The sequence below is a fragment of the Secundilactobacillus silagei JCM 19001 genome (assembly GCF_002217945.1).
Taxonomy (GTDB): domain Bacteria; phylum Bacillota; class Bacilli; order Lactobacillales; family Lactobacillaceae; genus Secundilactobacillus; species Secundilactobacillus silagei.
This window is the reverse complement of record NZ_BCMG01000008.1, coordinates 26,900-41,103: the sequence shown is the minus strand read 5'-3', so window position 1 is coordinate 41,103 and position 14,204 is coordinate 26,900. Positions and strand designations below refer to the sequence as shown.

15 protein-coding genes are annotated in these 14,204 nt (G+C 43.3%); 9 read left to right on the top strand and 6 right to left on the bottom strand.

The window, feature by feature from the left end; all coding sequences use genetic code 11:
• The first annotated feature begins 13 nt into the window (after window positions 1-13).
• A complete protein-coding gene (locus CES79_RS08090; RefSeq protein ID WP_089136867.1) occupies window positions 14-973 on the top strand; it encodes a DUF5655 domain-containing protein in 960 nt (319 codons plus the stop codon).
• A 94-nt stretch (window positions 974-1,067) separates the two neighbouring features.
• On the opposite strand, the gene CES79_RS08085 is transcribed toward CES79_RS08090, so the two are convergent.
• Entirely contained in the window at window positions 1,068-2,033 is a 966-nt protein-coding gene (locus CES79_RS08085; RefSeq protein WP_204772903.1) for an alpha/beta hydrolase, read from the bottom strand.
• A gap of 115 nt (window positions 2,034-2,148) precedes the next feature.
• On the opposite strand from CES79_RS08085, the gene CES79_RS08080 reads away from it, so the two are divergent.
• Window positions 2,149-2,649 (top strand): TetR/AcrR family transcriptional regulator, encoded by a 501-nt coding sequence (locus CES79_RS08080; protein WP_054655564.1) that lies wholly within the window; start codon window positions 2,149-2,151, stop codon window positions 2,647-2,649.
• 45 nt (window positions 2,650-2,694) lie between these two features.
• Here CES79_RS08080 and CES79_RS08075 read toward each other — a convergent pair whose 3' ends face one another.
• The 3 genes from CES79_RS08075 to CES79_RS08065 all read right to left on the bottom strand — a co-directional run bounded on the left by CES79_RS08075 (window position 2,695) and on the right by CES79_RS08065 (window position 4,524).
• Complete coding sequence (locus CES79_RS08075) at window positions 2,695-3,105, bottom strand: hypothetical protein (protein WP_054655562.1); 411 nt, start codon at window positions 3,103-3,105, stop codon at window positions 2,695-2,697.
• 86 nt (window positions 3,106-3,191) lie between these two features.
• Window positions 3,192-3,503, bottom strand: coding sequence for a DUF2316 family protein (locus tag CES79_RS08070; protein WP_054655560.1), 312 nt, complete (start codon window positions 3,501-3,503; stop codon window positions 3,192-3,194).
• Between the two features lie 16 nt (window positions 3,504-3,519).
• A complete protein-coding gene (locus CES79_RS08065) occupies window positions 3,520-4,524 on the bottom strand; it encodes an amidohydrolase family protein (protein ID WP_089136865.1) in 1,005 nt (334 codons plus the stop codon).
• 118 nt (window positions 4,525-4,642) lie between these two features.
• Between CES79_RS08065 and CES79_RS08060 the strand changes: the two genes are divergently transcribed.
• Window positions 4,643-5,197: a hypothetical protein gene (locus tag CES79_RS08060; protein ID WP_054655558.1), complete on the top strand. Its 555-nt coding sequence runs from the start codon at window positions 4,643-4,645 to the stop codon at window positions 5,195-5,197.
• A gap of 67 nt (window positions 5,198-5,264) precedes the next feature.
• Here CES79_RS08060 and CES79_RS08055 read toward each other — a convergent pair whose 3' ends face one another.
• Entirely contained in the window at window positions 5,265-5,753 is a 489-nt protein-coding gene (locus tag CES79_RS08055; protein ID WP_089136864.1) for a MarR family winged helix-turn-helix transcriptional regulator, read from the bottom strand.
• Window positions 5,754-5,935: 182 nt separating this feature from the next.
• On the opposite strand from CES79_RS08055, the gene CES79_RS08050 reads away from it, so the two are divergent.
• The 6 genes from CES79_RS08050 (at window position 5,936) to CES79_RS08025 (ending at window position 12,338) form a co-directional block, all read left to right on the top strand.
• Entirely contained in the window at window positions 5,936-6,694 is a 759-nt protein-coding gene (locus tag CES79_RS08050; protein WP_089136863.1) for an SDR family oxidoreductase, read from the top strand.
• Between the two features lie 50 nt (window positions 6,695-6,744).
• Complete coding sequence (locus CES79_RS08045) at window positions 6,745-7,698, top strand: zinc-binding dehydrogenase (RefSeq protein WP_054655554.1); 954 nt, start codon at window positions 6,745-6,747, stop codon at window positions 7,696-7,698.
• Between the two features lie 455 nt (window positions 7,699-8,153).
• Window positions 8,154-9,539 carry a DHA2 family efflux MFS transporter permease subunit gene (locus tag CES79_RS08040; RefSeq protein WP_089136862.1) on the top strand — a complete coding sequence of 462 codons (1,386 nt, stop codon included), beginning with the start codon at window positions 8,154-8,156 and terminating at the stop codon, window positions 9,537-9,539.
• A 239-nt stretch (window positions 9,540-9,778) separates the two neighbouring features.
• Window positions 9,779-10,780, top strand: coding sequence for a cation diffusion facilitator family transporter (locus CES79_RS08035; RefSeq protein WP_159459478.1), 1,002 nt, complete (start codon window positions 9,779-9,781; stop codon window positions 10,778-10,780).
• A 49-nt stretch (window positions 10,781-10,829) separates the two neighbouring features.
• A complete protein-coding gene (locus CES79_RS08030) occupies window positions 10,830-11,393 on the top strand; it encodes a TetR/AcrR family transcriptional regulator (protein WP_054655552.1) in 564 nt (187 codons plus the stop codon).
• A gap of 60 nt (window positions 11,394-11,453) precedes the next feature.
• Window positions 11,454-12,338 carry an SDR family NAD(P)-dependent oxidoreductase gene (locus CES79_RS08025; protein ID WP_054655549.1) on the top strand — a complete coding sequence of 295 codons (885 nt, stop codon included), beginning with the start codon at window positions 11,454-11,456 and terminating at the stop codon, window positions 12,336-12,338.
• A gap of 84 nt (window positions 12,339-12,422) precedes the next feature.
• Here the strand turns inward: CES79_RS08025 and CES79_RS08020 are convergent, their stop codons facing one another.
• On the bottom strand, window positions 12,423-13,991 hold the full coding sequence (locus CES79_RS08020) for an FGGY-family carbohydrate kinase (protein ID WP_089136860.1): 1,569 nt from the start codon (window positions 13,989-13,991) through the stop codon (window positions 12,423-12,425).
• Window positions 13,992-14,204: the final 213 nt, after the last annotated feature.

The following is a 14,204-nucleotide window of genomic DNA, read 5'->3' as shown; positions in this document are numbered from 1 at the left end:
GGGAGAGAATTAAGTGGATTTTTACAAAATAAATGCAGATGAATCAACTGGGAAAACACAATTAAAAAAGATTGAGACAACTAGTTTTAAAAAAGAACGTAAATTGCAAGATATCATTGAAGAAAATCTTGAGTTAACCTTAGGTGTCCAATTTATCGCCAGTGAATTTACAGTTGGTAAATACCGCATGGATACGATTGGTTATGATGAAGATTTAGAAACTTTTGTGATTATTGAATATAAGCGGGATTCTAAGTACAGTGTCATTGATCAAGGATTTGCTTACTTGAATACACTATTAAACCATAAAGCTAATTTTGTATTGGCCTATGACGAACGATATCATGTTCAAAAAAGCGAAGATAAGTTTGATTGGTCACAAGTTAGAATCATTTTTATTGCAGGCGCTTTTGATAAATATCAGAAAGATGCTGTTAATAATCCTGACCAGTCCATTGATTTGTATGAAGCAAAATTATTTGATAATGATGAGATGGTGTTGAATAAAATTGAAAAAACCAATGGCACTCAAAAAATCGCTAATAATGTCATCGTACCTAATAAAGTAAATTCGACAAAAGAAACTGTGAAGATCAATACGGCGATAGAGTTAAAGCCAATTTCTGAAGATAGCCTGTTAGATAAGAGTTCTGATGAAATTTGTGAACTATACGAACGAATCAAGGCCACCCTTTTAGAATGGGATGCTAATTTTGAAAGCAAACCGACTAAAGTTTATGTGGGTTTTCGGCTTAAGCGTCACAACGTTATTGACATCTTACCTCTGCAACATAAACTGAAAATATGGATTAACTTAAAACAGGGGCAGTTAGAGGATTCAGAAGGCCTGACTAGAGATGTTAGCCAAATAGGCCACTGGGGTAACGGTGAATATGAAATGGTTTTAAAAGATGATGAGAAATTAGAATATGCATTGAGCCTGATGAAGCAGGGGTGGGATAAGTACCGCTAAAGTTCGTGTGAAATGTGGATTAAGCTAATTTAGAAAATAAAAAAATAACGGTGAATTCAGTTTTTGAATTCACCGTTATTTTGCTATTATAGGTTTAATTTTCTTCACTAAAGTAATGTTCACTAGCATATTTCAACGCGTGCTGCCATTTTTCGGTTGCTTCTTTACCTAATTCCGATTTACCGCCAAATAAGTCTAGCGCGTGGAAACCACCAGTGTAAATGTCGATGCTGGCCGGTACACCGGCTTTTTTGAGGTTAGCGATGTACTTCCGCGTTTCATCGTAGAAGGGTTCGATGGTGCCGACGAAGGTATAGGTCGGTGGCAAATGTCGGTAATCCACCGCTCGTGCCGGTGCCGCGTATTGCGATATATAACCGGTGCCATATTGACTGCCTAAGTAGAGTTGCCAAGCATGCCGATTATTATAGGTATTCCACACGGGTGCGTCGTTATTCTTTGAAGATTCGGTCGGCTGATCATCGATCATTGGATACAGGGGCATTTGAAAGGCCACATCGATTTCGTGCTGGTCTCGAGCATACAGCGTGAGTGCCGCGGTTAAGCCACCACCAGCACTGTCACCGGCAACAAATAACTGCTGCGGGTTAACGCCTAATTGCTGGGCATTATTTTTGAACCATTTTAACGCCAAATAAGCATCGCTTAAAGCTGCTGGATAGGGCGCTTCAATCGATAAACGGTAGTCTGGCATGACCACCACCGAATTAGTGACAGCCTGAATCTTACGGGCGTAGTGCAGATCCATTTCTGGTACGCCAAGTGCGTAACCGCCGCCGTGTAGCCAGAGCACACCGGTTGCTGATGGCTTGGGTGCCTTTGGTAAAACAACTAGCAGACGGAGCTTACTGCCGTCGGGACGGTCAATGTAGCGTTGTTCCACGTTCATATTATTGGGTAAATGACCCTTCATGAACTTATTCATCAGCCGCTGAGCACGACGAAAAGACTTTTCATTCATTCTGGCTAGCAGTGGTCGTGCAATCATACCAGCTAAACGAATATCAGGGTTAATATCCTTAGTTTTAATGTGTGCCATTTTAGATCAGTCCTCTCTAACAGAGCAGTTAATAGTGACTCAATTATAGGAAGTCTAGGCTATAATGTGAATGGTTAAAACGTGACGGATGCACATGATGGAAGGGGGACTTAACGTGGCAAAACAACAGCAAGATTCAATCAAACGGCGGATCTTTCAAGGCTTTGAGACGCTTTTAACTCAGATCCCCTTTAGTAAAATCACTGTACAGATGATTGCTGATCAAGCGCATATTCATCGCAATACGGTTTACCTGCATTTCACGGACAAGCACGATCTACTAGCTCAATTCTTGGATCATCAGTTAAGGACCTACCAACTGAATGCGTCTGAGCTGCAGCGGCATCCCTTTCAGACAATTGCCCAATCGTATGCCGCCACCATGGCGCAAAAATTCATCAAGCAAGTCAGTGATACCGAATTTATTCAGGGGAGCACGGATGCCTTCTGTCGGGCGATTATCCGCACAAATGATGGGGTAACAGCTTATCAAATCTTGGGGAAAATTTCAGCCGTTCAAATTTGGGCTAAGTATAATCAGCAGCCATTTGACGTTTTCCGGGACTATCAAAAATTTGATCACATGATTAATGGCGGTCAGTTTCCTAAAACGTAAAAGCGACTCAGTCCAATCAGGATTGAGTCGCTTGTTAATTTAGCATTAACGTTTAAAGATCATCGCACCATAGTCGGCATTACCCTTGTAGTTACCCTTTGTTCCCTCGACGTGTTTAGGAATGAACCAGAAACTCTTTGAGCTATTGATTTTGACCTTAATGAGCTGTGAGTAACTCTTTGAATAATGCAGTTTACCATAATAAGTGGATTTGCTGTGTTTCTTTAAGCCAGTCAGTGACCAGTGGCTATGACCAACTGTCATATGATTCCCCTTAAAAGTGGTCTTATTATGAAAACCACCTTGAGAACCGTCAGTCAGCTGATACCAGCGATGACTGCGAACTGCTGAAGGCAAATACGTGGTTTTGGCGTTAGCCGTTAGCGGTGCGGAAAAGACTGGTAGGAGCATGCCAGCAGCTAGCGTAAGTGCAACAATGCGTTTTGAGTTTACCATTGAATGTCATCTTCCTTAGTAGATTTATGAACGGCATCATTATACCGCAATCTAATCGGATAAACCTATCTAACGATAATTAAAATTTAATTGTCACCGGCTGACATCTGACGGGCATCAATCAGATGGCTATTTAAGAACCAGTGGCGGTGCCAATCACCAGTTAGAGCCGTAAATGGCACCGGCTTTTCACCTTTATCTTCAACCTTTTCAATCAGGTAATTGCGGAGGATCCAAGGGTCATTTAACGATTCCTGAGTGAGGGTCATTAGATGATCCAGCTTAGTTAGGCTGATCTGTAGGTCACTGGCAACTTGTTTGCGGGTTAAACCACTGAGTTCAAAGTTGGCTTGCAATTCATTTTTCGTGTTGGTAATTTGTTGTGGATTTAATGACATTTTGTTAAATTCCTTTCTAGTTCAAATGAAAAATTCTTTCAGCATTGCCGTGGGTAAAGGCTTCAAGCTGGTCGGGTGTTAGATCAGTGTTATCTAAGAACGTGCGTGCATTCTCTGGTTGCTTGTAGGGATAATCAATGGAATAGATCAGGTGTTCAGGACCCATTTCAGCTAATAAGAAGTTCAGTTGCGGTTTGCTTAAGATGCCGCTGGGAGTGACGTAGACGTTATTGCGGTAGTAATCAGAAAATGATTTCTTCAAACCGGCATAAGCGTTAACTTCATCATCCAACCGTTCCAGGAACATCGGGACTAATTCGCCCCAGTGACCGGAAACTAATTTTAAGTTAGGCAGCTTATCGAAGATGCCAGAGACAATCATACGCATCACTTGAATCCCAACGTCCATGTGCCAGCCATAACCAGCAGATGAGAGAATCCCCGTTACTACGTCAGACCAGTTGTCGTTGGCGAAGTAATGCTGAGTGACGCTGGTTGGGATAAATGACGGGTGGAAGTATACCGGAACGTCTAGTTGACTGGCCGCTTCAAAAATCGGGAAGAAGAAGGGGTCATCAAAGAATTTACCCTGATAATTACCTTTGAGCAGAACACCATTTAGGTGCAGTTCGTTAACAGCCCGTTTTAATTCGGTTGCAGCAGCGGTTGGATCACTGACAGGCAATACGGCTAAACCACCGAAACGAGTGGGGTTATCCTGAACTGCCTTGGCCAATTCATCGTTAGCTTCTTGGCACAGTTTAACGGCAACTTTGGGATCAAGGTTTTGGGGTGATGAGTTCCCGTACGACAGGATCTGCTGATCGATTTCGTATTTATCCATAAAGGCAATACGTTGGTTAGTGACATCTTGCATAATTTCGGGTGTTGGTAGCGTGGTTTGCATGTAATGCAGCATTTCTTTGCTGACGTTTGGCATGGCTTTTTTACCAACGCTTTGGTTGATGGCTTGAGTAACTTTAGCGGATTCAAAATGTTCTTCTACTGTAATAATTTTCATGGGTTTAACTTCCTCTATCAGTTTGTATCTTGACTTTACATTGAGTATTATAGAGGGCAATAAGATCGTAAGAAAGGAACATACGAGACAAACATGCGTCTCGTGTCGCAGTGATAAAATGGCTAGAGCATTTTTAAATCAACCGATCAAAATTGATCAGCGTAAACAGCGGTCCCACGCAAAGTTATTTGATACACTAGTGCAAAAATATCGTGAGGGAACCGATTTTAAAGCAATCGAAATTCAACAGTTTTGCCAAGATGCCGGCGTTTCTAGGGCCACCTTCTACCGCCATTATCAGAATTTAGCGGATGTGATTTCAGTGCATTTTCTAATCGTGATCAACGATTTTGAACAGCAAATTGATGCCTTGGAACAGGCGGACTTTACGCATAGCAGCGCCATTGTGGTCTCAGAAATCGAAGCCAACCTGGATTTGATCAGACTGGTTCGTTGGAGCGGTAACCAGGCGGAAGTGCAATCAATTCTGAGCGGTACTGCTCAGCAAATTTTGATTTTACGGGACTATCCACAGGCTAGAAGGCAGTTTATCAGTGACTTTTTAGGGACAATGATTTTGAAGTTTGCCCAAGAGATTGTGGAAGCACCAGAACCCATTCCAACTTCCCAAGCACTGGAGTTATATCGGATATTGATACCGCATAATTTGTGAGCGGCTGACGGAGGTCAGCAAAAAACGTTAGTAGACCTGATAATTGCCTACTAACGTTTTTAATTGGTTATTTATTATCTTCACGTACCTGATTAAGTGGTGACTGGTCATCTGGTGTGATGATGCCAGCTTTGATCATCAACCGAATCATTTCTTGTAGATGATGTGTTAAAGCGGTTTGCTCAGTCACTGACAGTGTTTCCATGTGGGCTTGAATTCGTCCAGCAATCAACTGCCGGTGTTCATGGATTACTTTTTTACCATGTTCAGTACCGTAGACGTTAACGACGCGACGATTATCTGCATTGTGCCGGCGCTCAACTAAATTGCGTTTTTCTAGTACCGCAATCAACCGGGTTAATTGTGCTCGTGAAATACCAGTAACTTCAGCGAGCTGACTCATGCTGATGCCAATTCGTGAGTAGACGTTTTTTAACGTCATTGCTTGGAGCCGGGTGAGTCCGAATTCATCAAGCGTTCGATTTTGAGTGATGGCTTGCGTTAAATCGGTAAAAAGCCGTTCCAGTTCCAAAGCATTGTCGGCATTAGCTGCCATTTGATCACTTCCTAAATTGAAATTTAAAAATTTTTTAGACGCAGACAGCAATAATGATTGTAAACAATTGACAACTATCAATTGTAAGTATAAAGTGGATGGTTGTCAATTATGGACTACTATAGATTAGATTAAAAAATAGCGATCATTGTCATTCTTAATTAAGATAAGGAGTGTGTATTATGACGGATAAAAAAGCAGTTATTACACTAATTACCGGTGCCGATAAGGGGATTGGTTTTGAAACCGCGCAAGCACTTGGTAAAAAGGGCCAGCACGTGCTGATTGGCGCGCGTAATCAAGAACGTGGTGAAAAAGCCGTTAAACAGCTTAAAGCAGCGGGTATCAAAGCCGATTTTGTGCAGTTAGATGTCACTAAGAAAGAACAGATCAAAGCGGCTGCCAAGCAGATTCAGGCCGACTACGGTTACCTCAGTATCCTGATCAATAACGCTGGAATTGCCATGGATCACCACGAACCAGCTTCACAGCTTAGCACCGATACGATTCGGCAGGATTTCGACGTGAATTACTTTGGCCTGATCGACGTTACCCAGGCGATGATCCCACTGTTAAAAGCAGGAAAACCGGCTAAGATCATCAACCTTTCAAGTAATATGGGTTCGATGGGACTGGCTAGTGATCCTAACTCCCGGTTCTATAAAGTTAATTCACTGGGCTATCAATCCTCTAAAGCTGCCGTTAACTTTGCGACGATCATCTTTAGTAAAGAACTGGCAGCGGATGGCATTACCGTTAACTCGGTCAATCCTGGCTGGACGGCCACTGGTTTTGGTGGCCGCCCGGAAGATGCCCCTAAGCTTGAAGGTATGCAGGACGTGGCGACTGGAGCAGCGCAGGTTATTAAAATGGCCAGTTTACCACTGGATGATAAAACAACCGGCACCTTCACGGAAAATGCTGGCACGTTGCCTTGGTAAATGGGTTGCTGTAAGTAATCGGTCATGCAAACAGAAGGGAAGTATTCGTTATGCAAGCTGTTGTCTTAAATCAGCCGGGCGATGCCAGCGTACTCAAGGTGACAGAGGTACCCACGCCAAAAGTTAAACCAGGCTGGTCTTTAATTAAAATCAAGGGCTTTGGCATTAACCGGTCCGAGATCTTTACGCGGAACGGGTGGTCGCCAACGGTAAAACTACCCCGAATTTTAGGCATTGAAGGGGTTGGTGAAATTGCGGCAACGACGGCTCTTAAGCGCTTGCCGAAGGGCCAAAAAGTGGTGACATTGATGCATGGCATGGGTCGTAAGTTTGATGGTAGTTATGCCGAATATGCGCTGATCCCTAATGACAGTATCTATCCGGTAACAACGACGTTAAGTTGGGCCGATTTAGCAGCGATTCCAGAAACTTATTTCACTGCTTATGGTTCGTTAGTCAACTTGAAAATTACTGGTTCTGACTCATTACTGATTCGCGGTGCAACCAGCGGTGTCGGTGTAGCAGCCGCTAAACTGGCTAAGGCCATGGCGCCCGGAATAAAAATTTACGGGACGACCCGCAACTTGGCTAAGCGCGATGAGCTGACTAATGTGGGCTTTGATGAGGTGATTGAGGATCGTCATAATGATCTGCAGACGGATCAAAAGTTCGATAAGGTCTTAGAATTAGTTGGTGAATTAACTTTGGTTGATTCCCTGCAGTACCTGCATGAAGGCAGTATCCTTTGTTTGACTGGTTCCGTGGGCGGTAGTTGGAGCGTTAAAGATTTCGGACTGATTGGTACATTGCCATCCGGAGCGTATCTGACCGACTTTAGTTCCGACAGCGTCACTGAGGCAAAGTTTAATGATCTGCTGGCGCTTATTGATCAGAACAAAGTCGACGTTTCACCAGTTAAAACCTTTGATCTGGCACATACAGGTGGGGCACAGGCTTACTTAGATAGTCAGCATAGCTTTGGAAAAGTGGTTGTATTACCTTAAAATAATGAAAGTTCCAATTTATGAACCCGGTTATGGTTCACAAGTTGGAACTTTTTTTAGTGATGCTATTGCTTAACAGTCATTAGATAATTCTCCCATTTAAAAAAATAATGTAAACTATTAATTAAAAGTATCTCTAAGAATACTAGAAAGCCACTAATAAAGAGTTTAATGCTTAAAAATGATGGATTGAGGTACTCGAAAAAATTACATATATACCGAGATTTACTGAATTAAGTAAGGATATTAATTTGATTTTTCACCAATTTTGACTTAATATTTTTAGCGTTGGTCTTTTGAAATAGAGAGGAAATATAAGGAATAATCAAACAATCTCAAAAGATTTTACTAATGGTATTACAAGATAAACTGGGCATCTGATCAGTCATTTCTAACTGAATTGACGCAAAGATAGCCTTCGATACGTTATTTTTAAAACGAATAGAGGTCAAAAAATGAACGATAAAATTCCATCCCGGGTAATTGGTGCGGTCGTTGCAACCGGGCTCATGTCCTTTTGCGGCGTGGTTGTCGAAACGGCAATGAATATTACGTTTCCGACGCTGATGCAAGAATTTCACGTGGCGACCGATACTGTTCAATGGATGACCACGTTATATATGCTGGTTGTTGCATCAATGGTGCCCTTATCGGCGACACTAAAGCACCGTTTCAAAACAAAGCAGTTATTTCTTTCTGCAATTACTTTATTCATCATTGGGGTCGTGCTCGATGCAATTGCGCCAAACTTTACAATTCTATTGCTCGGTCGAGGGATTCAAGGACTGGGTACTGGTATTTCTTTGCCACTGATGTTTAATATCATTCTTGAGCAAGTTCCTCAGCCTAAAATTGGGGCGATGATGGGGGTGGGGACACTCATTACCGGAGTTGCGCCAGCAATCGGGCCGACCTTTGGTGGTACCTTGATTGCGATGCTGAACTGGCGATACATCTTTATTTTGCTGCTGCCGTTACTCATTTTTGCTCTGATCCTAGGGTTATTCTGTATTGAGCAGAAATCGCCAATCGTCCATGCAAACATCGATACAATCAGTGTTATTCTGATTGTTCTGACGTTTTGTGGGTTGATTTTCGGCATTAGTAATATTGGTAGTACCCGCTTGGTTAGTGTATCTGTCGCTGGGGCACTGCTATTGGGTGTGATTGCGTTAGGGCTATTTATTTTTCGGTCTACGCGAATTGCCCACCCAATCATTAACTTATCGTTGCTTGGCAATCAGTTCTTTTCTGGTCACTTGATTGCCTTTGCCTTGCTGGAAATCATTGCCCTCGGGGTCTCCTTCTTATTGCCGAACTACATTCAAATCGTCAACCGTTCTTCTGCGTTACAAGCTGGGCTGATCGTCTTGCCTGGCGCTGCGCTTGGTGCCATTGCGGCCCCACTTAGCGGTCGCTTGTATGATTATGTTGGAGGACGCTTACCATTACGTTCCGGCGGGCTAATTGCACTACTGGGCATCGCGGCGTTCATGCTAATGAGTCATCACCTTAATGATATGTTGATCATCTTCCTTTATATCATCTTTATGGTGGGTATTGGTTCGAGTTTTGGTAATCTGATGACCAATGGCTTGCAGCAGTTAAACCGAACGGATCAAACTGACGGTAACGCGCTTTTCAGTACCGTTCAGCAATTTTGTGGTGCGGTGGGGACTAGCCTCGCAGCCGCCATTATTGCGGCCGGCCAAGCTGAAACTGCCAGTTTATCTGTGGGTACCGCTACTGGTTCTTTCCATGTCCTAATTCTCTTCGTTATTTTATCTCTTGCAGAGCTGGTCATTATTATTTGGGCAACCAATAAACCGGTGACGCACTAGGTCACAACGTGTTTTGACAGGATATTACCATAATGTTGTCATCAAAATTCCAGTGATTGAATACTTAAATGTATTTAATCACTGGAATTTTTCATGCGTTAATTGTTGTTTCAACGGTTCAGATGTTTCATGTGAAACAGCGACGGTGCTTATTCCAGCCAATTCACTAAGTATTTAGCCGAAGTAATATTCCCATTTGGGGCTATAATCTGAGTGAATCGTCAGGGGAGGTGAATGATGTGAATAATTTAGCGCAGTATTTGAAACGTGAACATACCCATTTGTCAGAAATCGAAGCAGCCGAGATCAAGAGATTGCAGCGCGCTTTAAAATCACTTTGGGTCAATATTGGTATCTACCTGGCAATCACAGCTATTGAATATTGGCTGGCATCGATTGGCCATTCTCAAGCTTTGCGAGCCGATGCCATGAATAACCTGTCTGGAGTCATGTCAACATTTTTCCTCATCGTTGGCCTGCACACCGCTACCGATTCCGATGATCACTTTTTGGTGGGTAAACGGATTCCGTTGCTGAACGGGCGTAACGATGAGCGAATGCAGCTCTCCCGGTTTCGAATGGAAACCATTTTTACGTTGATTACGAGTTTCATTATTATTTTTATCTCTGGTCAAATCATTTATCAAAGCTTACATGCCTTGCTCACCGCGGGGATCAGTCACCATCCCAATATTTATTCGGCCTATGGTGCGGGTACTGCAACTGTACTGATGGCGGTTGTTTGGTGGTGGAACTGGCACAACGGTAAACGCTTGAAGAGTTCCGTTTTAATGGCCGCTTCCAAAGACAGCATGGGGGATGTGGCCACTAGTTTTGGCACTTTGGTGACCGTGTTGGCCGCTTTCCTGTTTGATATTCCCTGGTTAGATAGTACGGTTAGTATTATTATTGGCCTGTTCGTCCTCTGGTCAGGTCTAGTGATTTTTCAAGAAAGTACGCTAAACTTAGCTGACTATGTTGATCCTGATCTGGAGAATCGCATTAAAAAAGCAGTCTTGAATTTCAGTGAAGTCCACCAAGTGAGGGAGTTTCGTAGTCGCTACATTGGTGATGTATTAGTAGTTGAAATGCTGATCATGGTTGATCCTGATATGGATGTGATGCGCTTATATGAGCTGACTGAACGGATAGAAAAGCGCTTAGAGAAGCAGTTTCAGATTGTTGATGTGGTTACTCAAGCGGTACCAGATCCGGGTGAAGATTCAAACAGGAATGAGTAGAATCGATTCAATTCTTGACCATAAGTGACTAATCAGTTATTATTAATTCATGAGAAAAATTGATGAGCAAAAAAAACTAAATATTACGCAAGCTGTCATTGATTTGGTCGAGCAAGACGGTCTAACTAACTTAACTACTGCTAAGGTGGCTCGCGTAGCAGGTGTTAGTCCGGCAACGCTGTACATCTACTATCAGGATAAAACGGATATGTTGAGCCGAATCTATGAGATTGTAAAGGATGAGCTGCATGATGGATTAGTATCGGCGCTGGAAATGGTGATTGATGACCTCGACCAACAGATTCGTGCCGTGATCAAATTCTCAGTCCAGCAGTACCGTAAGTATCCGCGAGAAGCTCGGTTCGTTCAGACGCTCTGGAATAATCCGGAATTACTAGATGACCATGCACGAGAATATGGGACGGAATTGGACACCGTTTTGGGACAGTTATTTCAAACAATCCTGAATTCTGCGAACTATGCTGCCTTATCGGAGAGTGCGTTTGAGCTTTTATTGGCCACGCCAACCCAATTATTATTACGGAAGCCAGAAGTACAGGATAAAGAGATCGAGACACTCATTGAAGTTATTATTAGGGCTATACATGCGTAGGTTCTTTTAATTTTTTATCATCAAAACTAACTAGTTAGTCTCTTAAAAGGAGAACTTAAAATGTCCAAAATAATTTTAATTACCGGTGCTACTGATGGTATTGGTAAGGCAACAGCGATGGCATTAGCTCAAGCAGGACATCATGTGATCATCCATGGTCGCAATGAAGAAAAGGCTAAACGGATCGTACAAGAGATCGTCACTAAAACGAATAATACCCAAGTTGATTACTTGATTGCGGATTTATTTTCCATGGCTGCAATCAAGCGAATGGTCAATGAATTTAATCAACGGTATGCGCACTTAGATGTATTGATCAATAACGCCGGTGCCGTCTTTAACAATGAGCGTGCGGAATCTGCGGATGGGATAGAGAAGACTATGGCGTTGAATGTCATAGCGCCCTTTTTACTTAATCAATTACTGCTATCAAGTTTAACGAAGAGCTCTGATGGTCGGATCATTAATACGTCTTCTGCATCTCACCGAGCAAGCGGCCGACCAGATATGACTGATTTAAACTTAAAGAAGACTTATTCAGCACAACGCCGCTACTCGTTAGCCAAGCTATTTGTGATCTGGAATACGCAGCATCAAGCAGCTGAATTGCAGCAAAAAGGGATTAAGAACGTGACGGTAAACGCTTCTCATCCGGGGGCTGTAGCGACTAATTTTGGCCAGGATAGCGATAAGGGCCTGTTGGTTAATTTAATCTATAAGATTGCTATTCAGCTGTCTAAATTTGAACCATTTAAGCTGATGGCTTCACCAGAGAAAGGGGCCTCGACCAACGTTTACTTAGCAGTTAGTTCAGCAGTAAGGGGAATTACTGGCCAATACTGGGGGAACTCCAAGGCGCTAAAGCCGGATACACGGTACTGCTCACGAGCTAATGAACAGCGATTATGGGACTATTGTATGACAACTGTTAAACCTTACCTATAAGAAAGGAACACAAAAAGGGGCCGGAAACTCGCAGTTTTCCGACCCCTTTTTGATAGTTAAGTTAGTTATGGTTATGAAATTCGATTAAACGTTTTGTGTGTCTTTAGCAAGTAGCTTTTCTGATTCTTTAGTGATCTGGGTGAGTGTGTGCATGTCACCTTCAAGATCGCCGTAGAGTTGACGGTAAAGCTTGTAGAACTTGTTGTAAGCTTCGTGTTTCTTTGGATCTGGTTCGATCTTGTCGCCAAGAACTTGCCACTTTTGAACATCTTCAACGTTCAAGATACCAGTGCCAAGACCTGCCAGCATAACGTCACCTAAGTTAGCTTCAGCGTTGTCGATTGGTGTCCGAACAGCGTAGCCGGTAACATCGGCAAACATTTGTACCCAGTCAGGTGAGTTAGTAACACCACCGGCAATGACAACATAGTCGCCAAGGTCGCGGCCAGTAGCTTCCATACTGTGACGCAGAGCGTAGCAGACAGCTTCTTGGAAGGCGTGGAACAAGTGACCCTTGGTGTGTACTAATGACAGACCGAAGATAGTCCCTTTAGCATCTGAGTTCCAAACTGGTGCCCGTTCACCCATGAAGTATGGTAAGACAACTAAGCCTTCACTACCAACAGGGATATCATGTGCTTCTTTGCCTAATGCGACATAAGCGTTATCGCCGCCAGCTTTTTGGGCAGCAACTTCTTTTTCACCCATCGTATCGCGGAACCACTTCGTAATGGCACCAGCAGTAGCTGAACCAGAGAAGTTGTAAACTAAGTCTTTAGACTTGTAAGGATATGGCCATACGATCAAACCTTTACCCTTAATAGGGGTCTTGCTTACAAGCGCAGCGTTCATTGATGAACCAATGGCAGCAACGTAACGGCCTGGTTCAAAGACACCCATCCCAACGTTAGCAGCACCAACATCAACACCACCAGAAACGACTGGAGTACCGGCCTTAACGCCTAAGTCTGCAGCAGCTTCGTCAGTAATATGACCAACGATAGTCGTTGAGTCAACGATTGGTTCTGGCATCATGCTCTCAGGAATATCCATTGCGTTCAGCAATTCCTTTGACCAAGTATGCGTGTTGATGTCATATAAACCACCCAAGTTACCAGCAGCAGTATGATCGATGCAAACGGCACCAGTTAATTGGTAGATAGCGTAGTTGCTCGGTGGCAAGAACATGTGGATCTTACGCCAGTTTTCTGGTTCGTGGTTCTTGATCCATAAGATCTTAGTGTAGCCGTAGTATGGGTCAACCACGTCGTCACCAGTGATCTCGGTCAACTTTTCAGTAGAGATGTTGGCTTTGACCCATTCAGTTTCTTCTTGTGCACGACGGTCCATCCAGATCAAGTCTGGACGTACAGGCTTCATGTCTTTGTCGACTGGAACACCTGAGCCACCGTAAAGGCCACTAATACCCATGCCCTTAATGTCTTCTGGGGCAACGCCAGACTTTTTAACGACGGCGCGGATTGAATCCTTAACACCCTTTACCCAAACGTCTGGCCATTGTTCAGCCCAGAGAGGCTTTGGAGTTAAAACATCATATTCTTCAAGATCTTGGGCAATTAGCTTACCATTAGTATCCATTAAGATACTCTTAGTTCCTGAGGTCCCAATATCTGTACCAATTAAGTATTTCATCGGAAATTCTTCCTTTCGATCGATCATATTTTGATAGAGTAGGGAACATGCTGGCTCAAATGCGTTATAGGTGAGGGGCACCGCTGAGTTATCACTCTCACCGTCATTTATCAGCCCATGTTCCGCAAGGCTAAGGCTCGCATATAAGGTACTTCCGGCAGAAACACCCCATCGCTGGGATGCTGCCGACGCGAGCACCTTATAATTTGGTCC

Coding starts and splice junctions, on each gene's coding strand:
- CES79_RS08065 (WP_089136865.1), bottom strand. CDS start 4,524: ATGAAAATTATTACAGTAGAAGAACATTTTGAATCCGCTAAAGTTACT.
- CES79_RS08085 (WP_204772903.1), bottom strand. CDS start 2,033: ATGGCACACATTAAAACTAAGGATATTAACCCTGATATTCGTTTAGCT.
- CES79_RS08045 (WP_054655554.1), top strand. CDS start 6,745: ATGCAAGCTGTTGTCTTAAATCAGCCGGGCGATGCCAGCGTACTCAAG.
- CES79_RS08055 (WP_089136864.1), bottom strand. CDS start 5,753: ATGGCAGCTAATGCCGACAATGCTTTGGAACTGGAACGGCTTTTTACC.
- CES79_RS08030 (WP_054655552.1), top strand. CDS start 10,830: ATGAGAAAAATTGATGAGCAAAAAAAACTAAATATTACGCAAGCTGTC.
- CES79_RS08020 (WP_089136860.1), bottom strand. CDS start 13,991: ATGAAATACTTAATTGGTACAGATATTGGGACCTCAGGAACTAAGAGT.
- CES79_RS08070 (WP_054655560.1), bottom strand. CDS start 3,503: ATGTCATTAAATCCACAACAAATTACCAACACGAAAAATGAATTGCAA.
- CES79_RS08060 (WP_054655558.1), top strand. CDS start 4,643: ATGGCTAGAGCATTTTTAAATCAACCGATCAAAATTGATCAGCGTAAA.
- CES79_RS08075 (WP_054655562.1), bottom strand. CDS start 3,105: ATGGTAAACTCAAAACGCATTGTTGCACTTACGCTAGCTGCTGGCATG.
- CES79_RS08040 (WP_089136862.1), top strand. CDS start 8,154: ATGAACGATAAAATTCCATCCCGGGTAATTGGTGCGGTCGTTGCAACC.
- CES79_RS08025 (WP_054655549.1), top strand. CDS start 11,454: ATGTCCAAAATAATTTTAATTACCGGTGCTACTGATGGTATTGGTAAG.
- CES79_RS08050 (WP_089136863.1), top strand. CDS start 5,936: ATGACGGATAAAAAAGCAGTTATTACACTAATTACCGGTGCCGATAAG.